Annotated in this window: 19 protein-coding genes; 12 read left to right on the top strand and 7 right to left on the bottom strand. The window is 71.9% G+C overall.

All coding sequences use genetic code 11. From position 1 onward, the window contains the following. Window positions 1–65: 65 nt before the first annotated feature. Window positions 66–1043, bottom strand: a complete 978-nt coding sequence (locus AB0J02_RS37265; RefSeq protein ID WP_363198302.1) for an aldo/keto reductase — start codon at window positions 1041–1043, stop codon at window positions 66–68. 504 nt (window positions 1044–1547) lie between these two features. Here AB0J02_RS37265 and AB0J02_RS37260 point away from each other — a divergent pair. Next, window positions 1548–2909: a bifunctional o-acetylhomoserine/o-acetylserine sulfhydrylase gene (locus tag AB0J02_RS37260; protein WP_363198301.1), complete on the top strand. Its 1362-nt coding sequence runs from the start codon at window positions 1548–1550 to the stop codon at window positions 2907–2909. Further along, a complete protein-coding gene (locus AB0J02_RS37255) occupies window positions 2906–4051 on the top strand; it encodes a homoserine O-acetyltransferase (RefSeq protein WP_363198377.1) in 1146 nt (381 codons plus the stop codon). Before AB0J02_RS37260 ends, AB0J02_RS37255 begins: the two co-directional genes overlap by 4 nt. Before the next feature lie 55 nt (window positions 4052–4106). On the opposite strand, the gene AB0J02_RS37250 is transcribed toward AB0J02_RS37255, so the two are convergent. Further along, window positions 4107–4868, bottom strand: a complete 762-nt coding sequence (locus tag AB0J02_RS37250; RefSeq protein WP_363198300.1) for an IclR family transcriptional regulator — start codon at window positions 4866–4868, stop codon at window positions 4107–4109. Between the two features lie 227 nt (window positions 4869–5095). Here AB0J02_RS37250 and AB0J02_RS37245 point away from each other — a divergent pair, with 227 nt between their 5' ends. The 9 genes from AB0J02_RS37245 to AB0J02_RS37205 all read left to right on the top strand — a co-directional run bounded on the left by AB0J02_RS37245 (window position 5096) and on the right by AB0J02_RS37205 (window position 12421). Beyond that, complete coding sequence (locus AB0J02_RS37245) at window positions 5096–5218, top strand: putative leader peptide (RefSeq protein WP_363198299.1); 123 nt, start codon at window positions 5096–5098, stop codon at window positions 5216–5218. A gap of 125 nt (window positions 5219–5343) precedes the next feature. Next, the gene (locus AB0J02_RS37240; protein ID WP_363198298.1) at window positions 5344–6360 is read left to right on the top strand and encodes an ABC transporter substrate-binding protein; all 1017 of its coding nucleotides are present in this window, start codon (window positions 5344–5346) and stop codon (window positions 6358–6360) included. Between the two features lie 11 nt (window positions 6361–6371). Then, window positions 6372–7373, top strand: coding sequence for an NrtA/SsuA/CpmA family ABC transporter substrate-binding protein (locus tag AB0J02_RS37235; protein WP_363198297.1), 1002 nt, complete (start codon window positions 6372–6374; stop codon window positions 7371–7373). Further along, window positions 7370–8197 carry an ABC transporter permease gene (locus tag AB0J02_RS37230; RefSeq protein WP_363198296.1) on the top strand — a complete coding sequence of 276 codons (828 nt, stop codon included), beginning with the start codon at window positions 7370–7372 and terminating at the stop codon, window positions 8195–8197. The genes AB0J02_RS37235 and AB0J02_RS37230 overlap by 4 nt, the downstream gene beginning before the upstream one ends. Continuing rightward, a complete protein-coding gene (locus AB0J02_RS37225) occupies window positions 8194–8946 on the top strand; it encodes an ABC transporter ATP-binding protein (RefSeq protein WP_363198295.1) in 753 nt (250 codons plus the stop codon). The genes AB0J02_RS37230 and AB0J02_RS37225 overlap by 4 nt, the downstream gene beginning before the upstream one ends. Further along, entirely contained in the window at window positions 8947–9822 is an 876-nt protein-coding gene (locus AB0J02_RS37220; RefSeq protein WP_363198294.1) for an ABC transporter substrate-binding protein, read from the top strand. Next, entirely contained in the window at window positions 9819–10910 is a 1092-nt protein-coding gene (locus tag AB0J02_RS37215; RefSeq protein WP_363198293.1) for an LLM class flavin-dependent oxidoreductase, read from the top strand. The genes AB0J02_RS37220 and AB0J02_RS37215 overlap by 4 nt, the downstream gene beginning before the upstream one ends. Before the next feature lie 140 nt (window positions 10911–11050). Beyond that, entirely contained in the window at window positions 11051–11284 is a 234-nt protein-coding gene (locus AB0J02_RS37210; RefSeq protein ID WP_363198292.1) for a hypothetical protein, read from the top strand. A 273-nt stretch (window positions 11285–11557) separates the two neighbouring features. Beyond that, window positions 11558–12421, top strand: a complete 864-nt coding sequence (locus AB0J02_RS37205; RefSeq protein ID WP_363198291.1) for a DNA ligase — start codon at window positions 11558–11560, stop codon at window positions 12419–12421. Window positions 12422–12519: 98 nt separating this feature from the next. On the opposite strand, the gene AB0J02_RS37200 is transcribed toward AB0J02_RS37205, so the two are convergent. From AB0J02_RS37200 to AB0J02_RS37180, 5 genes are read right to left on the bottom strand one after another with little or no spacing between them, the layout of a single operon-like run. Next, on the bottom strand, window positions 12520–12963 hold the full coding sequence (locus AB0J02_RS37200; RefSeq protein ID WP_363198290.1) for a hypothetical protein: 444 nt from the start codon (window positions 12961–12963) through the stop codon (window positions 12520–12522). A gap of 16 nt (window positions 12964–12979) precedes the next feature. Next, entirely contained in the window at window positions 12980–14656 is a 1677-nt protein-coding gene (locus tag AB0J02_RS37195) for a glycoside hydrolase family 13 protein (RefSeq protein WP_363198289.1), read from the bottom strand. Window positions 14657–14694: 38 nt separating this feature from the next. Then, window positions 14695–15543 (bottom strand): carbohydrate ABC transporter permease, encoded by an 849-nt coding sequence (locus AB0J02_RS37190; RefSeq protein ID WP_363198288.1) that lies wholly within the window; start codon window positions 15541–15543, stop codon window positions 14695–14697. Further along, window positions 15540–16523, bottom strand: coding sequence for a sugar ABC transporter permease (locus AB0J02_RS37185; RefSeq protein ID WP_363198287.1), 984 nt, complete (start codon window positions 16521–16523; stop codon window positions 15540–15542). Before AB0J02_RS37185 ends, AB0J02_RS37190 begins: the two co-directional genes overlap by 4 nt. Further along, entirely contained in the window at window positions 16520–17848 is a 1329-nt protein-coding gene (locus tag AB0J02_RS37180) for an extracellular solute-binding protein (RefSeq protein ID WP_363198286.1), read from the bottom strand. The genes AB0J02_RS37185 and AB0J02_RS37180 overlap by 4 nt, the downstream gene beginning before the upstream one ends. Before the next feature lie 167 nt (window positions 17849–18015). On the opposite strand from AB0J02_RS37180, the gene AB0J02_RS37175 reads away from it, so the two are divergent. Continuing rightward, entirely contained in the window at window positions 18016–19050 is a 1035-nt protein-coding gene (locus AB0J02_RS37175) for a LacI family DNA-binding transcriptional regulator (protein WP_363198285.1), read from the top strand. Window positions 19051–19103 lie beyond the last annotated feature (53 nt).

Raw genomic sequence — 19103 nt, 5'->3', positions numbered from 1 at the left:
GAGCGGTGCGCGAGCCAGTCGCCCGGCAAGGTGTCGGCGCCCCTGCCGGGTCCGCGGTGCGTCGGTCAGCGTTCGAGCATCTTCAGCTGCGCCTCGTTGTGCGTGGCGCCGGCCGCGGGCGGGAGGTCCGTCAGACGCTCGAGCTGGGCGGGGGTGAGCAGGACGGCGTCGGCGGCTGCGTTCTCCTCCAGCCGGCTCACCCGCTTGGTGCCGGGGATGGGGGCGATGTCGTCGCCCTGGGCCAGCAGCCAGGCGATGGCGACCTGGGCGGGTGTGGCGCCCACCTCTGCGGCGACTGCCTGGACCTCGTCGGCCAGGCGCAGGTTGTGCTGGAAGTTCTCCTCGGAGAAGCGCGGGTTGTCGCGGCGGAAGTCGTCCTTGTCGAAGGCGTCCACGGAGCGGATCGTCCCGGTGAGGAAGCCGCGGCCGAGGGGCGAGAACGGGACGAAGCCGATGCCGAGTTCGCGGAGCGCCGGCAGGACACGGGCCTCCGGGTCACGGGTGAACAGGGAGTACTCGGACTGGACGGCGCTGACCGGCGTGACGGCGTTCGCGCTGCGGATCGTGTCGGGCCCGGCCTCGGAGAGGCCGAACGCGCGGACCTTGCCCTCGGCGATCAACTCGCCCACGGCGCCCGCCGTCTCCTCGATGGGGACGTTCGGGTCGACGCGGTGCTGGTAGTAGAGGTCGATGTGGTCCGTGCCGAGTCGCGCGAGCGACCCCTCGACGGCGGTGCGGATGTTGGCCGGGCTGGAGTCCAGGTTCCCGGGGCCTTCACCGCCGTGCGACACCATGCCGAACTTCGTCGCCAGCACCACCTCGTCGCGGCGTCCCTTCAGCGCACGGCCGAGCAGCTCCTCGTTGGTGTACGGGCCGTAGATCTCGGCCGTGTCGATGAAATCGACGCCCAGGTCAAGGGCGCGGTGCACGGTGCGGATGGACTCCGCCTCGTCGGTCCCCGCTCCGGTGTACGCCTGGGACATGCCCATGGCCCCGAGGCCGATCCGGGAGACTTCCAGGTCGCGCAGGTGGATGTGGTGCATCGGTGCTCTCCGTCCGTTCCGTCCGTACGTCTCGTGGGAAGCGTACGTCCAGGACGCGGCTGGAATCGCGTTCGCGCGCCCTCGTCGAGGGGCCGGACTGTTCAGGGGAATGACAGGGCTCCCCACGCCGCGCGGAGGGTGGCGGAGGTGCCTGCGAGCGGTACGTCGTAGGCGAGTGTTGAGACCTACCGCGTTGTGTTGCGGCCCTGTTGCAACCTTGTGCGCACGTGGCGGTGAACCGCTCCGGTCCGCCCAGGTCTGTGGTTACCTGCAGTCATGACCGCGTTCGTGACCCGCCGCTACGTCGACCTCGTGCGTGTCACCACCACGGGTTGTCGCGCCGAGAGCTGACCTCACGCCCGGCCTCTGACGCGGTCTTTCCCCGCGCTCAACTTCGGCCCCTTCCCGGCCTTTTCCGCCGTACCCCGTTTCCGCCGTAGCGAGCCCACCCCTGCCCGGGTGCGGCACGGCCCCTGTCCCCGCATCGCCATCCGAGGGAGAAGCATGACTCAGCCCATCGATTCCGTCACCGCCGGCCACACCCCCGACGACGAGCCCGCCGGGCCCGACACATCGGCATGGTCGTTCGAGACCAGGCAGGTCCACGCCGGTGCCGTCCCGGACCCGGCGACCGGGGCCCGGGCGACGCCCATCTATCAGACGACGTCGTTCGTCTTCCGCGACACCCAGCACGCCGCCGACCTGTTCGCACTGGCCGAGCCCGGAAACATCTACACCCGTATCCACAACCCCACCCAGGACGTCTTCGAGCAGCGCGTGGCCGCCCTGGAGGGCGGAGTCGCGGCCGTCGCCCTGGCCTCCGGGCAGGCGGCCGAGACCCTGGCGATCCTCACCCTGGCGAGCGCCGGTGACCACATCGTCTCCAGCGCGTCGCTGTACGGCGGCACCCACAACCTGTTCCGGCACACACTGCCGAAGTTCGGCATCGAGGTGTCCTTGGTGGACGACCCGGACGATGTCGAGGCGTGGCAGGCCGCGATCAGGCCGAACACCAAGGCATTGTTCGCGGAGACGCTGGGCAATCCGCGCGGGAACGTACTCGACGTGCGGGCAGTGGCGGACGTGGCGCACGCGGCAGGCGTACCGCTGATCGTCGACAACACGGTGCCGACCCCTTATCTGCTGCGGCCGATCGAGCACGGCGCGGACATCGTCGTGCACTCGGCGACCAAGTTCCTCGGCGGGCACGGCACCACCGTCGCGGGCGTCGTCGTCGACGGCGGCACCTTCGATTTCGGGGCGCACGCGGAGCGCTTCCCCGACTTCACCGAGCCCGACCCGAGCTACCACGGACTGCAGTACTGGCCGGCGCTCGGCCCGGGCGCCTTCGCCGTGAAACTGCGGGTGCAGCTGTTGCGCGACCTGGGTCCGGCCATCTCCCCGCACTCGGCATTCCTGCTCCTGCAAGGTGTGGAGACGCTCAGCCTGCGCATCGAACGGCACTCGGCGAACGCCCAGGCCCTGGCCGAATGGCTGGAACAGCGCGACGAGGTCGCCGCCGTCCACTACCCCGGGCTCCCTTCCAACCGCTGGTACGAGGCCGGGCAGCGGTATCTGCCGCGCGGCGCGGGCGCCGTGCTCGCCTTCGAGCTCCGCGACGGCGTCGAGGCGGGCAAGCGGTTCGTGGACGCTGTCGAACTGTTCAGCCACCTCGCCAACATCGGCGATGTCCGCAGCCTCATCATCCACCCGGCGTCCACCACCCACAGCCAGCTCGACGAGGCACAGCTGGAGGCAACCGGAACCAAGCCGGGGCTGGTGCGCCTCTCCGTCGGCATCGAGAACCTCGCCGACCTGAAGGCAGATCTGGAGGCCGGGTTCCGCGCGGCGAAGGGCGCGTCCTGAACACGATCCTGACGCCGTCCCAGGCCCCCCTCCCGCCGGCCTCCGGGGCCTGGCGGGACGGGGACCCGCTTGGGCGCCGCCAGTGGTACGTCCGGGAGCGGCCGCTGTCGCTGGAGGCGGGGGGTGAACTCCCGCGCCTGCGCCTCGCGTTCGAGACCTGGGGCCGTCTCGATCCGGATGCCTCCAACGCCGTCCTCGTACTGCACGCGCTCACCGGTGACAGCCATGTCGCGGGCCCCGCCGAGCCGGGGCACCCCTCGCCCGGCTGGTGGGACGGGCTCGTCGGTCCCGGCCGGGCGCTGGACACCGACCGCTGGTTCGTCGTCGCCCCGAACGTGCTCGGCGGCTGCCAGGGCAGCACGGGTCCCGCCTCCGCGCGGCCCGACGGGCGGCCCTGGGGCGGCGATTTCCCCTTCCTGACCCCGCGTGACCAGGTCGCGGCCGAGTCGGATATCGCCGACACTCTCGGCATCGACCGCTGGGCCCTGGTGATCGGTGGCTCGATGGGCGGAATGCGGGCCCTCGAATGGGCCGTGTCCCGGCCGGAACGGACCCGGTCCCTGCTGCTGCTCGCCACGGCCGCCGCGGCGAGCGCGGAGCAGATCGCCTGGGCGGCCGTCCAGCTGCACGCGATCCGCTCCGACCCCGGCTGGCGCGACGGGCACTACCACGACACGGGCCGCGGCCCCCACGCCGGACTCGGCCTGGCCCGCCGCCTCGCCCACATCACCTACCGGAACGAGCCCGAGCTCCAGGACCGCTTCGGACGTGCCCCCCAGGAAGCCGAGGATCCCTGGCGCGGCGGCCGCTACCGGGTCGAGTCCTACCTCGACCACCAGGCGGCCAAGCTGGTGCGCCGCTTCGACGCGGGCAGCTATGTGGTGCTGACCGAGGCCATGAACAGCCATGACGTCGGCCGTGGGCGCGGTGGCGCGCGGGCCGCGCTGCGCCGGGTCACGGCGCGGACCCTCGTCGCCGCTGTCGGCTCCGACCGGCTCTATCCGCCGTCGCAGCAGGCCGAGTTGGCGGCCGGTATCACGTCCGCGGACCGCCTCCGGGTGATCGAGTCGGCGCACGGGCACGACGGGTTCCTCGTCGAGACGGAGCAGGTCTCGGCGCTGGTCGCGGAGTTGCTTCCCTAGGGGCGTTTCCGGGTTGAGTCACACATCAACGGCCCCTGCGGTCGCCGGACTTGTGTCATGTCTCCTCGCGTCGCTCACCGGGAGCCAGTAGCAGCACCTCAAGGGCCCGCGCACATGTGCGGGCCCTCTCCAGGAACCACGGCAGCCGGCCGTCCGGGATCAGATCCGGGGTCGCCCGCACCGCCAGCGCGAAGCGGGCGTGGCCGGCCCGGTCGAGGACCGGCACCGCGAGGGTGCGGACCCCTTGCGCCGACTCGCCGTCGTTGAGGGCATGACCCTCCTCGCGTACCCGCGCCAACTCCCTTATAAGAGCGTCCCGTTCGACGATCGTGCGCTCGGTGAAGGCGTGCAGTGGCGGCAGTGCGTCGAGGTCGGCGTCGCCGGGGCGCGGCCACGCCAGCAGCACCTTGCCGAGCGCCGTCGAGTGCAGCGGACGGCGCAGCCCGACCTTCGGGGTGACCGAACCGCCTGCCACGATCACCGCGTACGGGCCGCTGCGCAGCGCCAAGTCGGCCGTGGCGCCCGTGCGTTCGGCCAGGTCGGTGAGTTCCGGCGCTGCCAGGTGCAGACCGCGCTGGTGGTAGGAGAGCCGGCCCAGCTCGGTGACCGAGGGGCCCAGCCGGTAGCGGGACGTGCGGAAGTCCTGCTCCAGGAAGCCCGCGGCGAGCAGCGTGCGGGCCAGTCGGTGCGCTGTCGAGACCGGCAGCTCCAGGCGCCGGGCCAGATCGGAGGCGCTGAGGTCGGGCCCGTTGTCGTGGAAGCAGTGCAGAAGGTCGAGCGCGCGACGCACCGCCTGGGCGCCGGACGGTGGGCGCACCGCGTGAGGGGAGTCGACGGGAGAGTCGGTCAAGGCGGGCCTCAAGGCTGACGACGACAAGGATCTCCCACATTACGGCAGGGACGAGCCCACTAAATCGGCCTCTGCAACAGTGCGTTCACACTCGTTCCCACATCATGGGAAGGCGCTTGCCGGGCTGTCGCGCGACATGTCAGGCTGCGGCCACACCGAGGCATCGAGCCCGTACCGGAGAGAGGAGCTGTGCCATGCGCCGTCGCACCGACCGCGTCACGCCCGCCCTCCTCCCGGTCCCGGCCGCGTTCACGCTGCGCCGCCACATCGACCTGGCCCGCGTGACCAGCGCGGCCTGTCGCGGCGCCCGCGCCTGACGCGCCGCTCCCTCTCCCTCCCGTACGACTCTCCCTTTCCCGTACGACTTCGCGCATCCCGGCACGCCCTGCCGCCTGCCTTCCTTCCCGCCCTCAGCGCCCCTCTCCGACTCCCGGGACCCGCCATGCCCACGCTCGCCGTCACCCGCTCCGTGCCCGACACCCTCTGGTTCACCCGCTGTCCCGTGCCCACGGCCACCGGCATCGCCGCCGACCGGCACTGGCTGGCCGACGAGTTCGCCGCCGACGGCATCGCCGTGCGGTCCTTGCAGGACGCCGCGCCCGATGTCGACCGGCAGACGCACTACACGCACGCCCTGCCCGGCCTGTTCCGCGAGGGAGGCAACGTACCCGCACTGTGGGCCCGTTCGCGGGGCGAGCGGACCCGGCTCATCGGTCTGACCTGGATCGAGGAACGCCAGGCGATTCTCGTCGCTCCCCACAGCACGGTGCGCGGCGCCGACGCGCTGCGCGGCCTGCGCCTGGCCGTCCCCCGGCACCGCATCGCCATCGACTTCTGGCGGGCCATGGCCCTGCGCGGCTTCGAGGGCGCTCTCGCCTCCGCCGCCCTCACCCTGGACGACGCCCGCCTCACCGACGTATCCGCCGACGGATACACCGGACAGTGGGCCGCTGAACTCGCCGCACTGCAGCGCGGCGACGTCGACGCCGTCTACGTCAAGGGCGCCCTCGCGGTCGAGGCGGCCCGCCGCGCGGGGGCCCACGTCGCAGTGGAACTGGACGAGTTGCCCGACCCCGTGCACCGCGTCAACAACGGCACCCCGCGCCCCATCACCGTGCACCAGCACCTCCTCGACGAGCACCCCCACCTCGTCGACCGGTTCCTGGCCGTCCTGCTGCGCGCCGCCGACTGGGCCGTGGACCACCCCGACGACGTCGCCCGCATCCTCGGCGCGGAGACCGGGGCGGGCGCCGAAGGCGTGGCCGGGGCCTATCGCCCCGGCACCCACCGCACCCTGCACCCCGACCTGTCCACGGCCCGACTCGACCTGCTCGCCCTGCAGGAACGCGGTCTGCGCGCGCACGGCTTGCTGCCCGGTCCCGTCGACGTACACCAGTGGGCCGATCCGGAGCCGCTGCGCCGGGCCCGCCTGCTCCACCCCGCCCCCGAAGCAGTCTGAGGACGCCCATCATGCGCATACCGAAATCTGTCGCCGCCCTCGCCGCGGCCGCGGCGCTCACCGCCCTCGCCACCGGCTGCGGCACCTCGGAGGCCGACGCGGGGAAGGCGGACAGCCGGCAGGTCACCGTCCGTATCCCCGACCCCGGCAACTCCGGCGCCCTTGCCGTCGGAAAGAAGGACGGCAGCCTCGCCAGGGCGCTCGACAAGGTGCACGCGAAGGTGCAGTGGACCGGCAGCGCCGGCCCGTTCGCGCCCGCCGCGCAAGCCATGAACGCCGACCAGCTCGACATCGCCACCGGCTCCATCACCTCCGGCCTCACCTCGCTCACCCAGACGCCCGGCTTCAAGTTCTTCACCGCGACGGCCCCCGACGGAGCGGGCGAGGGCATCCTGGCGAGGAAGGGTTCCGGCATCGACTCCGTGGCGGACCTGGCCGGCAGGAAGGTCGCCGTCAACCAGGGCGGAACCGGCGAGTACCTCCTGCTCAAGGCCCTCGCCCAACACCACATCCCCGCGTCCGAGGTCAAGCGGGTCCACCTGCGGCCCGACCAGACAGCCGCGGTCTTCAACAGCGGGAAGGTCGACGCCTGGGCGGTCTGGGCGACGTACTCGGTCGCCGAACTCGGCACCGGAAAGGTGAAGTTCGTCGCCACCGGTCAGCAGATCGGCTCCGACAACTACAGCCTCACCGCCGTCCGCACCGCCTTCGCCGACCAGCACCCCGACGTCGTCCGCGCCCTCTACGACTACCTGCACACCGCGAGCGGCAAAGAGAAGCAGGACCCGGCCGCATACCTGAACGTGAACACGGACGCGGGTCCGCAAGCACTCACCGGCGCCGCGAAGACACAACAGATCGCCATCACCCGCAAGAGCGGCACCGTCGAACCCATCACGGCAGAAGACATCAAGCGGTTCCAGGGAGTCGCCAGGTTCTACGCCGACCAGAAGGTCACCAAGACGACGGTGGACATCGCGGCACACGTCCTGGACGTGGAGAACCTCTCATGACGGCGCCGACCACCACACTGGTGGCACCCCGCCCGCCCCGCGTCCGCCCCCGCCGCGGCGGCCACACCGCGGCGATCCGGGCACTCGGCCCCATCGCCCTGCTCACCGTGTGGTGGGTGGCCTCCGCGACCGGCGTCCTCACCAAGGACGTCCTCGCGTCACCCGCACAAGTCATCGCCGCAGTAGGCGAGTTGTGGGGCAACGGACAGCTCTCCGACGCGCTCGCCACCTCCCTCACCCGCTCCGGTCTCGGACTGGTCATCGGCCTCACCGTCGGGCTGACACTCGGTGTCGTCACCGGTTTCACCCGCCTCGGCGACGAACTGCTCGACTCCTCCATCCAGACCCTGCGCACCATCCCGTTCCTCTCCCTCGTGCCGCTCTTCATGGTCTGGTTCGGCATCAACGAGACGGCGAAGATCCTGCTCATCGCGGTCGCCACCACGTTCCCCATGTACGTGTCCACATACAGCGGCGTCCGCAACGCCGACCGCAAACTCGTCGAGGCCATGCGCAGCTTCGGCATGAGCCGGCTCGCGATCGTCCGCGAGGTCGTCCTGCCCGGCGCCCTGCCCTCACTCCTCGCGGGCCTGCGCCTGTCGATGACGCTCAGCGTGATCGCACTGATCGCCGCCGAGGAGATCAACGCCACGGCCGGCATCGGCTACCTGATGGCCCAGGCCCAGAGCTACGCCCGCACCGACATCCTGGCGGTCTGCATCCTGGTCTACGGCCTGCTCGGCCTGGCCGCCGACGCCGTCGTACGCCTCCTGGAACGCGCCCTGATGCCGTGGCGCCGGGCCGGACAGGGAGCAGAGCGATGACCGACACCGCCGTCACCGCCGACACCGCCGTCCACATACACGGCCTGCGCCGCGTCTTCGGTGACCGGGCCGTCCTCGACGGCATCGAACTCACCATCGCGCGCGGCGAGTTCGTCGCCCTGCTCGGGGCGAGCGGCAGCGGCAAGACGACCCTCCTGCGCATCCTCGGGGCGCTCGACCGGGCCGACGACGGTGAGGTGCTCGTGCCGCCGGCCCGCACCATCGTCTTCCAGGAACCGCGCCTCGTCCCGTCCAAGCGGGTCCTCGCGAACGTCGCCGTCGCCCTGCCGCGCGGCCGAGCCTCGCGGGACCGGGCCCGCGGCGCGCTCACCGAGGTCGGCCTCGACCGGCACACCGACGCCTGGCCCGGCACCCTCTCCGGCGGCGAGGCCCAGCGCGTCGCCCTCGCCCGCGCCCTGGTCCGCGAACCCGAACTCCTCCTTCTGGACGAGCCGTTCGCCGCGCTCGACGCGCTCACCCGCCTCAAGATGCAGGACCTCGTCGGTGACCTCTGCCGGATCCACCGCCCTGCCGTCCTCCTCGTCACCCATGACGTGGACGAGGCGGTCCGGCTGGCCGACCGCGTCTGCGTCCTGCGCGACGGCCGGCTCGTCACCGACGAGCCCGTCACCGTCGAACGCCCCCGCGACCCCGGCGACCCCGCCTTCGTCGCACTGCGCCGCCGCCTCCTCGCCGACCTGGGCGTCCACCCCACCACCCGCACACACCTCCCGACAGGAGTCCACTGAATGACCGTCACCATCGGCGTCCACAACAGCAATCCGACCCTCTACTACCTCTCCCGCCTCGACTACGCCCAGGAGGAACTGGCCCCTCTCGGAGAGAGCGCCGCCTTCCACCCGTACACCAACGGCGTGCGCACCGGAGCCCTCCTGAGCGACGGGACCATCGACTTCGGCGGCACCGGCTCGACGCCGCCCGTCACCGCGCAGGCCGCCGGCCACGACATCGTCTACACCGCCGTCTCCGCGCCGCGCCCCGACCACGGCGCACTGCTCGTCCTCGAAGACAGCCCGCACCGCACCGCCGCCGACCTCAAGGGCGCCACCGTGCACCTCGCCATCGGCTCCTGGCAGACCCACCTCATCGCCAAGGCCCTCGACGACGCCGGACTCTCCTACGCCACCGACATCACGGCCGTACGGTCCGACGAGGACAGCGAACAGCGCCTGCGCGCCGGGGAGACCGACGCCTGGGTGGCACAGGGACCGCAACTTGTCGCCGCCCTGCGCACCGGCGGCGTCCGGGTCCTCCTGCGCACCGGTGACGTCATCACCGACCGGTCCGTCTTCTTCACCCGCCGCGACCTCGCCGAACAGCGCCCCGACATCGTCGCCGCCCTCGTCCGCGCCCTGCAGCGGGCCGACGACTGGGCGAAGGCGCATCCCCGCGAAGCCGCCGAGATCGCCGCAGGACACCAGGGCGGCTCCGTCGACGACTGGGAGACCGCGCTGACGGCGCTGCCCTGGCGCATCGAGGACGTGAGCGACACGTTCCTCGCGGAACAGCAGGAGGCGGCCGACATCTTCGCGCGGACCGGATTCGTGGACGGAGCCGTGACGGTCGCGGACGCCGTCGCCCGGCCGGGGGAGCGCCGACCGTGACGACCAGCGCCGCGCCCGAGGTCCTCTGGTACATCATTCCCCGCGAAGGCGCCTACCCCTGGGAGCCGGAGGGCCGCCGCCCCGTCGACCTCGGCTACCTCCAGCACCTCGCCGCCACCGTCGAGCGCCTCGGTTACACCGGAGCACTGCTCGCCACCGACCTCTACGACGTGTGGCCCCTCGGCAGCGCCCTGGCCGCCTCGACGAGCACGGCGTTCAAGCCGCTGCTCGCTGTCCACCCCGGTCTGATCCCGCCCACCCTGCTCGCGAAGATGGCCCTGAGCTTCGACACGCTCTTCGGCGGCCGCCTCCGGTTCAACGTCGTCAACGGCTCCACCAAGTCGCTCCAGGAGTACGGGCTGCACGTGGAGCACGACGAACGGTACGAGCTCAGCGCCGAGTACTGGTCGATCGTCAAACGGCTCACGGCCGGCGAGGTCTTCGACCACAAGGGCCGCTTCTACGACCTGCGGAACGCGGGCGCCTCCTTCCGCGACCTGAAGCCGGTCCAGGCACCGCATGTACCGCTGTGGTTCGGCGGGTCGTCGGCGCCGGGCATCGAGATGGCGGCCGAGCACGTCGACGTGTACCTGACCTGGGGCGAACCCCCGCACCTCCTCAAGGAGAAACTCGACCGGGTGCGGGAACGCGCCGCCGCGTACGGCCGGACCCTGCGCGTCGGGCTGCGTCTGCACCTCATCGTCCGCGACACGGAGGCCGCCGCGTGGGCCGCCGCCGACCACCTTCTGGACGTCACGAGCGAGGCGACGTACGCGCGTCAGCTCGGTGACAGGGCGGGGGAGGACGGCATCGGCTGGCAGCGCCAGTTCCGCCAGCACGGCGGCCGGGTCCCGGCCCGGGCCCGGGAGCTCGAGACCCACCCGAACCTGTGGCCCGGTATGAGCCTGTTCCGCCCGGGCCCCGGCACAGCGGTCGTCGGCTCGGCCGCCCAGGTCACCGAACGCCTCCTGGAGTTCCGGGATCTGGGCGTCGACACCTTCATCCTCTCCGGCAACCCCCTGCTGGAGGAGGCCTACCGGGTGGCGGAGACGGTGCTGCCCGCACTGGGGGTGGCCGGACGCACATGACGACGGCGCGCGCGGGAACGGGTGATCGTGGCCCGGACTGACTTTCCCCGTCCGGGGCACACGATGGTCATGAAGCTACTGATCATCCTGGTCGTCATCGCCGTCGCCGCCGTGTGGTTCGTGAAGTCGGGCAAGGGCCGATGAGCGGCCGTCGCGCAGGTGTGGCGAGCGCCGCGATAGGCGTGCACACGGCGCTCGGGACGGGCGGCCGCAGGGTGACGGCGCGGGGACGGATCCTCGGCCTCGCCCACTCGGACGCCGAGGTCGTCGAACTCCTGCGCGGCGCCGGACTGGCGGACGCGGAGGCGCTCCTCCACGACCCGGCACGGGTGACGTGGCGTGGCGGCCGCGCCCATCACTACGAGGCGGCTTGAGCATCGGCGCAGCCGTCCCGTACCCGCCGCGCTTGCCCTGCGCACCACCCGATTGATCACCCGTCCCGGTGACGGCGTGCGTGCCCGGGACAGGGCCGGGCAATCGGTCGGAGCAGAAGGGGTGCCCCCGCGCGCCGCACGGCGGTGCGGGGCTCGGGGGCCGGGCCGGTCGCATTGGGGTGCGGCCGGCCCGGCCCGCGTCCGAGGACGGCGATCAGGACGATTGGGCTAGCCGGGCCTGCGGTCCCGGCGGTACTCGGCAAGCCTGAAGGGGTGGAGATCCCTGTCGCTGTCGCGCTCGCCGAGTCCGTGGCCAACCTGCCCGCCGGTCCGGGCTGGTGGTACGAGCCCAAGTTCGACGGGCTCCGGCTCGTCATGCACCGCACGCGGGAGACCGTGAAATGTCAGGCCCCCTCGGGGCGCACCATCACCGGAGCGTGGGTGGACCTCGCCATCGCCGGGCAGGCCGCGCTGCGCCCCGGCACGGTCCTCGACGGCGAGGCCGTCGTCTGGACCGACGGCCGGCTCGATCCCTCGGCGGCACAGGTCCGCGGGAACTCGACGCCCCGCCGGGCGTCCGCGCTCGCGGCGGAGTACCCCGCGTACTACGCCGTGTGGGACTGCCTCGCGGTCGACGGCGTGGATCTGCGCGACCGGCCGTACACCGAACGGCGCGCGGCCCTGCTCGAAGTTCTCGCCGATGTGCCGCCGCCGATCCAGCCCGTGCCCGCCACGGACGACGCGGAGGTGGCGCTGGTCTGGTTCGAACAGCTCCGGAGGCAGGGGATCGGGGGCGTCGTCGCGAAGCGTGCGACGTCCCCGTACCAGCCGGCCAGGGTCTGGCAGAAGATCCGGCACTCGGAGCCCGTGGACGCGCACGTCGTCGGCTATGTCGGGCCCATGGTCCAGCCGCATCGGGTCGCGGTACGGCTGCCGGACGGGCGATGCGTCCTGTCGCAGGCGGTGATCGCGCAGGTCGCCGCGGAGATGGCCCGGCACATCACGGAGTCGGGGCCGGGGCGGCGGGCGCGGACGGACGACGGCGAGGCGTACACGACGACGGGGGAGGGGCTGGTGGTGGAGGTCGTGGCGGGGATGGCCCGGCACGCGACGGTGGCGGTCATCTGCGTGCGCTGACCGACACGGTCCAACAGGCGTCTCTCGGCGGCCGGTCGTCATGACCGGAGCCCTCCGGTGCGCGCGGCGTCCGACGGGACGCCGCGCGGTCCGGTCGCTTACGTGGCGAGGGCCGCATCCGGGGTGCCGCCGGGCCCGGCCGCCAAGGGCGAGGACACTTCGCCCCCGGTGTCGTCGCCGGAACGGTGAGCGTGGACCCCGGTCATGCCGAACGCGGTCAGCGCCGCGGCGAGGGCGGCCGTGGCTCCGCCCACCAGGAACGCGGAGCTGAAGCCGCTGCCCAGGGTGTCCGGGGCGAGCGCGTGCGCCGCGGAGCCCGGGGCACCGGACGGCAGGGCGTTCACGGCGATGGGGCCGCCCGCGTTGCCGACCGTGTTGCCGACCGCGTGCGCTGCCGCGGCCTGATCGGCTGCCAGGTCGGCACCGGAGAGGTTCACCGAGAACGCGGACCCGGCCCAAGCCGTGGCCTTGGCTTCGCCCGCACCCGGGGTACGCGCAGAAGGGGCCCGCGCTTCGCGGGCCCCTTCTGTGTGACGCGTCATCCGGTTGCGGCCACCGTCACCCGGTCCGCAGCCACACCGTGGTCCAGGGCGGGAGCTGCCCGTCCGGCAGGGGCGCGGAGGCGAGCAGGATCTCGCCCTCCGGCAGTGGCGCGGGTTCGTCGGACAGGTTGCCGACGGTGTGCCAGCCGCCGGTGCGGGCGAAGTGCAGGAGGCCCCGCTCCGTCTGCAGGTCCGTGCCTGCCCACTCCAGGGTCTCGTCCACCACGAGCGCACGGCGCAGGCGCAGCGCCGCGCGGTACAGCTCCAGGGCCGAGTCCTTGTCGCCGCGCTGGACGTCCGCCGCGTACGTGCCCCAGTCCGCCGGCTGGGGCAGCCAGGACCCGCCGGCGCCGAAGCCGAAACTCGCGCCGTCACGAGTCCACGGCAGCGGCACCCGGCAGCCGTCGCGGCCCTTGACGCGTCCGCCGCTGCGGACCCACATCGGGTCCCGCAGATCCTCACGGGCGAGGTCGGCGACCTCGGGCAGTCCCAGCTCCTCGCCCTGGTATACGTACGCGGAGCCGGGCAGCGCCAGCATCAGCAGCGTCGCGGCGCGCGCCTTGCGCAGGCCCGACTCCCTGTCGGGGGTGGGCTGTTGACCGTCCGTGCGGAGCCACGCCTCAATGTCGGGCTTGGTGTATCCATCGGGCAGTGCGTACCGGGACGGGTGACGCACCACGTCGTGGTTGGACAGCACCCATGTGCTGGTCGCGCCCGCGCCACGGGCGTCGGCGAGCGCGGAGTCGATGGTGGAGCGCAGTTCGGGGGCGTTGAGCCGGGCGCCGAGGAAGTCGAAGTTGAAGGCCTGGCCGAGCCCGTTCGGAGAGGCGTACGCGGTACGCCGTGAGGCGCGCACCCAGGCTTCCGCGACGGCGAAGCGCGGGGGGTCGTACGCGTCGAAGACCTGCCGCCAGCCGCGGTAGATCCCGTGCACCGCGTCCCGGTCCCACAGGGGGTGGCTGCCGTCGTCGGGCAGGGCATCGGGCTGGTAGCTCAGGGCCTCGCCGAGGTCGCGCAGCGGTTCGCTCAGGTCCTTGGCGAGGCCGTGGGCGACATCGATCCGGAAGCCGGACACGCCCCGGTCGGACCAGAAGCGCAGGGTGTGATGGAAGTCCTCGCGGACCTCGGGGTTGTCCCAGTTGAAGTCGGGCTGTTCCGGCGCGTAGAGGTGGAGGTACCACTGGCCGTCGGGGACCCGGGTCCAGGCGGGGCCGCCGAAGCTGGACGGCCAGTCGGTGGGCGGGAGTTCACCGGCCGCGCCCTTGCCGTCGCGGAAGACATAGCGGTCGCGGGCGGCGGAGCCGGCCTCGGCGGCGAGCGCCTCCTGGAACCAACGGTGCTGGTCCGAGGAGTGGTTGGGCACGATGTCGACCATGATCTTCAGGCCGAGCCGGCGGGCCGAGGCGACCATCGTGTCGAACTCGTCGAGGGTGCCGAGCCGGGGGTCGACGTCGCGGTAGTCGGCGACGTCATAGCCGCCGTCGGCCAGTTCCGAGGGGTAGAAGGGGCTCAGCCAGACGGCGTCCACGCCCAGGTCGGCGAGGTAGGGGAGGCGGGAGGTGACGCCGGCGATGTCACCGAGGCCGTCGCCGTCGGAGTCGGCGAAACTGCGCGGATAGACCTGGTAGATGACGGCCTGCCGCCACCAGTCCGCGTCGTTCGGCGCGCCGGCGGGGGTGGGGTGCTGGGTCATGCGGGGCCTTTCAGGGATGTGCGGCGGGGCGCTGGGCGTCAGCCCTTCACGGCACCCGTGGTCATGCCGGAGACGATCGACCGGCGGAAGATCAGCACCAGGAGCGCGATCGGTACGGTGGCCACCATCGCGCCGGCGAAGATGACGCCGTACGGCACCTGGTACTGGCTGGTGAACAGTGCGATGCCGACGGGGACGGTGCGGCGGTCGTCCGCGCCGTTGAAGGTGAGTGCGAGCAGGAACTCGGACCAGGTGGCGGTGAAGGAGAACACCCCGGCCGTGAACAGGCCCGGCCGGGCCAGCGGCAGGATCACGGTCAGTGCCGTACGCAGTGGGCCCGCGCCGTCGACGGTCGCGGCCTCTTCCAGCTCGCGGGGGATGCCGCTGAGGTAGTTGCGCAGGATCCAGATGGCGAAGGGCAGGTTCAGCGCGACGTAGGGGATGACCAGACCGGGATAGCTGTTGAGCAGCCCAGCCTGACGCTCCATCAGGAAGAGCGGCACCAGCATGGCGATCGGCGGGAAGACGGAGAGCATGAGGAGCGCCGTCATGATGGCGCCGCGGCCGCGCAGGGGGAGCCGGGCGAGCGCGTAGCCGGCGAGGAAGGCCAGGGAGAGGATCAGCACGGTGGAGGCGGACGCCACGATGACGCTGTTCAGCAGGTAGCGGCCGATGCCGTTGCGGACGAACGCGATGTCGTAGTTGCTGAGTGTCGCGTCCTTGGGCAGGAGCGAGGGAGGCGTCGCGCTGATCTCGCCGGGACCCTTGAGGGAGGCCGAGGCCATCCAGAACAGAGGCAGCGTGGTGCACAGCACGATCAGCAGCCCGCCGAGGTTGACGAGGTTGACGTACCGGCGGACTCCGGAGCGCGGAGTGTGGCGGCTCATGCTCGGCCTCCATCGTCGACCTGGGCGCGGAAGACACGCAGTGACAGCAGGCAGCAGCCCATGACGATGGCCGCGGTGGTGACGGCGACCGCGGCGCCTCCGCCGAAGTCGAGGTTCTGGAAGAGGATGCGGTATCCGAGGATCGCCACCGACTGCGTGGCCGTGCCGGGTCCGCCCTGCGTCAGGACGAACGGCAGGTCGAAGATCCCGAATGCCTGCAGGATGCGGAAGAGGACCGCGATGGCGACGATGGGCCGCAGCTGCGGCAGCGTCACCTTCCAGAAGGTCGTCCACGCGTTGGCGCCGTCGATCTCGGCGGCTTCGTAGACGTCGCCCGGGATGAGCATCAGGCCGGCGAGAACGACGATGGCGACGAACGGCGTGGTCTTCCAGACGTCGACGACCACCATCGCGGCCATCGCGGGCGCCGGCTCGCCGAGGATGTCGGGCTGCCCGCCGAAGAGCTGCGCGCACACCCAACTGACCGCGCCATACGTACCGTTGAAGAGGTACGACCACAGCTGTGCGGCCACCACGTTGATCAGTGCCCAGGGCAGCAGGAGCAGCGCGAGGATCCAGCCCCGGGCGGCGCCGAGCCGCTCCAGGACGAGGGCCACGACGGTACCGAGGACGAGTTCGAGGAAGACGGAGACGACCGTGAAGCCGAGGGTGAAGGCCAGCGCCCGGTACCACTCGGGGCTGGTCAGCAGCGCCTCGTAGTGCGCGAGCGTGGGCGAGCCGAGGCGCAGGCCGCCGTATTCGAGCTTGACCTCGCAAAAGGACAGGATCAAGGAGAAGACGACCGGGAAGACCGTCACCGCCGCCACGACCAGGAGGGCCGGGGACGCGAACAGCCAGCCGGTGCGGCCGCGGCGCCCGGCGGCGCCCGGGGCGACGGTCTTGAACGCCTTGCGCGGGGAGCCTTCCCGTGGAGCCGGATCGGTGGGCGGCCGGGACCTCGTCTGTGGTGCGGAGTTCACTGGGCCTTTCCTTCCAGCGCCTTGCGCAGACCCTCGCGTGCGGCGCGTACTCCGGCGGCGGGGGAGAGATCGCCGCCGACGACGCTGTTGGCAGGTGTGTAGAGCGCCTTGCTGACCTGCGGGTAGTACGGGGTCTGCACAGGCCGGTCGACAAGCCGCAGGCCGGCGGCGCGCAACACGGTCGGATCACCCGCGGCCCGCGCCTCCTCGCTGCGCAGCGCGGAGGTCAGGGCGGGGACGACGCCTGCCTCCCGGGCGAGCAGCCGCTGCACTTCGTCCCCCGCGCAGAACCGGGCGAACTCCATGGCGGCGCCCAGCTCTTGGGAGCTGGGATTGACGAAATTGCTCCAGCCGCCTGCGCAGGAGACACCGCTGCGGCCGGTGCCCTCGAAGCCGGGGCGGAGCGTGACACCGATCTTTCCGGCGACGCGGGAGACTTTGGGATCGGCCGCATTGACCCACGCGTAGGACCAGTTGCGCAGGAACAGTCCGCGGCCGCCGACGAACGCGTCCTGCGCGTCGGACTCCTCGTACGTCGTCACGCTGCGGGGAGTGACCCCGCTCGACGTGAACTCCGCCATCAGGGAGAACGCGCGTTCCGCCTTGTCGCCGCCGAGCACCGCCCTGCCCCCGCGGTCCAGGACGGGTGCGCCCGCGTCCGCGAGGAACTCGGCGACATTGGCCGTCAGCGCTTCGGTCACCGCGGCCTGCCAGAGAAAACCGGCGTCGATGTCACCGGACTTCTGCACGGTGCGGGAGGTGCGCAGGAGCTCCTCCCAACTGCGCGGGACGCGCAGGCCGTGCTTGGCCAGAAGGTCTTTCCGGTAGAAGAGATAGGTGCTGTCCGTGAAGAACGGCACCGCGTAGACGCTGCCCTGGTACGTGGAACTGCGCCGCAGCGCCGCCGGATAGGCGTCCCAGAAGCTGTCGGGAAGCAGCGTCTCCACGGGCAGTGCGAGCGAGGAGTGGCCGAACTGCGCGGGCCACGTCGTGTCGCCGAGATACACGTCGGGTTGCGGTGAGCCGCCCGCGAGCTGGGTGGCGATGGCGCTGCGGTTGCCGTCGCTGGTGGACAGCGCGTTGATCTTCGAGACGCGGATGCGGGGATGCCGGTGCTCGAAGGCCCGGATGATCAGGTCGGCGACGACCGCCCCGCGGCGCGAGGGGATCTCCGAGACCCACCACGTCAGCCGGGCCCGCGCCTTCGGGGTGGTCGCAGCCCGCGTGAGCAGGTCGTCGAGGTTCTTGCCCCCGCAGCCGGACAGCAGCCCTGCCGCGACGGTGCTCACGCCGCCCGCGAGCAGGGCTCTGCGATTCAGGGCCATGGCATGCTCCTCACCTTTGAGCGCTGCCCGATGACAGCGCTAGCACAGTACGAACCTGGTTTTTGACATGTCAATGGGAAAGGCCGGGTGAAGCTGAGTCATTGGGAATGACAGCGCTGTCACTCCCATGCTCGTGCGGGACGCAACGCTGTGTTAGCGTCCCGTGCATGGCAGGTGAAAACGGCGCCACGCTCGCGGACGTCGCACAGCGGGCCGGAGTGTCCCCCTCGACCGTCTCGCGCACGATGCGCGGCCTGTCGACGGTCTCTCCCGAGACCCGGGCGCGCGTGGAACGGGCGGCGCGCGAACTGTCGTTCTCGATCTCGCGCAGCGCCTCCAGCCTGGTCACGGGACGCACGGGCCGGGTCGCCGTGCTCGTACCGAACCTGGAGTCCTGGTTCCTCGGCGCCGCACTGGCCGGGATGGCTCCCGCGCTGTCCGCGGCGGGCATGGACATGCTGGTCTACAGCGTCACCACCCCCGAGGAGCGGGCGCACTTCTTCGACCGCCTGCCCGCCCGGCGCAACGCGGACGCCCTGCTCGTCGTCAGCTTCGCCCTCTCGCCCGAGGAGCGGGAGCGCCTGGACGACCTCGGCATCCCGTTGGTCTTCGTCAGCCAGCACGAACAGGACCGGGCCAGTGTGTACGTGGACGACGCGGAGGCCGCCCTGCGTGGCACCCGGCATCTGCTCAACCTCGGCCACCGGCGCATCGCCTACCTGGAGCCGGCCGACGCCTCGGGCTTCGCCTGGAGCAGCAGGGCCCGGCTCGACGGCTACCGCACCGCGCTGGCGCAGGCGGGTATCGGGCACGACGAGGAACTCGTGCGCCAGGTCGCGCAGTGGCAGGGGCCGGTCCTGGACGCGGCGGTGGGGCGGTTGCTGAGCCTCGCGGAGCCGCCCACGGCCATCTTCGCCGAGACGGACGACATCGCCTTCCGGCTGCTCACCGTCTTGCGCGGGGCCAATGTCCGCGTGCCGGACCGGGTGTCGGTGCTGGGCTTCGACGACCATGCGATGGCCGCGGCATGGGACCTGTCCACCATGGCGCAGCCGGTACGCCAACTGGGCCGGGCCGCGGCGGAGTTGGCGCACGCGGTCATCCAGGACCCGGAAGCCAACCTGGCACGGCACGTGGTGCTGCCGGTGGAACTCGTACCGCGGGGCAGCACGGGTCCGGCGCCGGGGCACGACGCGGCATAGCGTGCCCATGTACCGGCACCGGATCCGGGGCGCAGGCGAGGTGACCGTCCGGA

It is taken from the genome of Streptomyces sp. NPDC050264 (assembly GCF_040655895.1).
Classification (GTDB): domain Bacteria; phylum Actinomycetota; class Actinomycetes; order Streptomycetales; family Streptomycetaceae; genus Streptomyces.
This window is presented reverse-complemented; position numbering and strand designations above follow the sequence as displayed.

What these genes read in the sequence shown, in the direction of transcription:
- AB0J02_RS37230 (WP_363198296.1), top strand. Translation starts at nt 7,370, where the DNA reads ATGACGGCGCCGACCACCACACTGGTGGCACCCCGCCCGCCCCGCGTC.
- AB0J02_RS37175 (WP_363198285.1), top strand. Translation starts at nt 18,016, where the DNA reads ATGGCAGGTGAAAACGGCGCCACGCTCGCGGACGTCGCACAGCGGGCC.
- AB0J02_RS37235 (WP_363198297.1), top strand. Translation starts at nt 6,372, where the DNA reads ATGCGCATACCGAAATCTGTCGCCGCCCTCGCCGCGGCCGCGGCGCTC.
- AB0J02_RS37210 (WP_363198292.1), top strand. Translation starts at nt 11,051, where the DNA reads ATGAGCGGCCGTCGCGCAGGTGTGGCGAGCGCCGCGATAGGCGTGCAC.
- AB0J02_RS37190 (WP_363198288.1), bottom strand. Translation starts at nt 15,543, where the DNA reads ATGAGCCGCCACACTCCGCGCTCCGGAGTCCGCCGGTACGTCAACCTC.
- AB0J02_RS37200 (WP_363198290.1), bottom strand. Translation starts at nt 12,963, where the DNA reads ATGACGCGTCACACAGAAGGGGCCCGCGAAGCGCGGGCCCCTTCTGCG.
- AB0J02_RS37180 (WP_363198286.1), bottom strand. Translation starts at nt 17,848, where the DNA reads ATGGCCCTGAATCGCAGAGCCCTGCTCGCGGGCGGCGTGAGCACCGTC.
- AB0J02_RS37240 (WP_363198298.1), top strand. Translation starts at nt 5,344, where the DNA reads ATGCCCACGCTCGCCGTCACCCGCTCCGTGCCCGACACCCTCTGGTTC.
- AB0J02_RS37265 (WP_363198302.1), bottom strand. Translation starts at nt 1,043, where the DNA reads ATGCACCACATCCACCTGCGCGACCTGGAAGTCTCCCGGATCGGCCTC.
- AB0J02_RS37220 (WP_363198294.1), top strand. Translation starts at nt 8,947, where the DNA reads ATGACCGTCACCATCGGCGTCCACAACAGCAATCCGACCCTCTACTAC.
- AB0J02_RS37245 (WP_363198299.1), top strand. Translation starts at nt 5,096, where the DNA reads ATGCGCCGTCGCACCGACCGCGTCACGCCCGCCCTCCTCCCGGTCCCG.
- AB0J02_RS37195 (WP_363198289.1), bottom strand. Translation starts at nt 14,656, where the DNA reads ATGACCCAGCACCCCACCCCCGCCGGCGCGCCGAACGACGCGGACTGG.
- AB0J02_RS37225 (WP_363198295.1), top strand. Translation starts at nt 8,194, where the DNA reads ATGACCGACACCGCCGTCACCGCCGACACCGCCGTCCACATACACGGC.
- AB0J02_RS37260 (WP_363198301.1), top strand. Translation starts at nt 1,548, where the DNA reads ATGACTCAGCCCATCGATTCCGTCACCGCCGGCCACACCCCCGACGAC.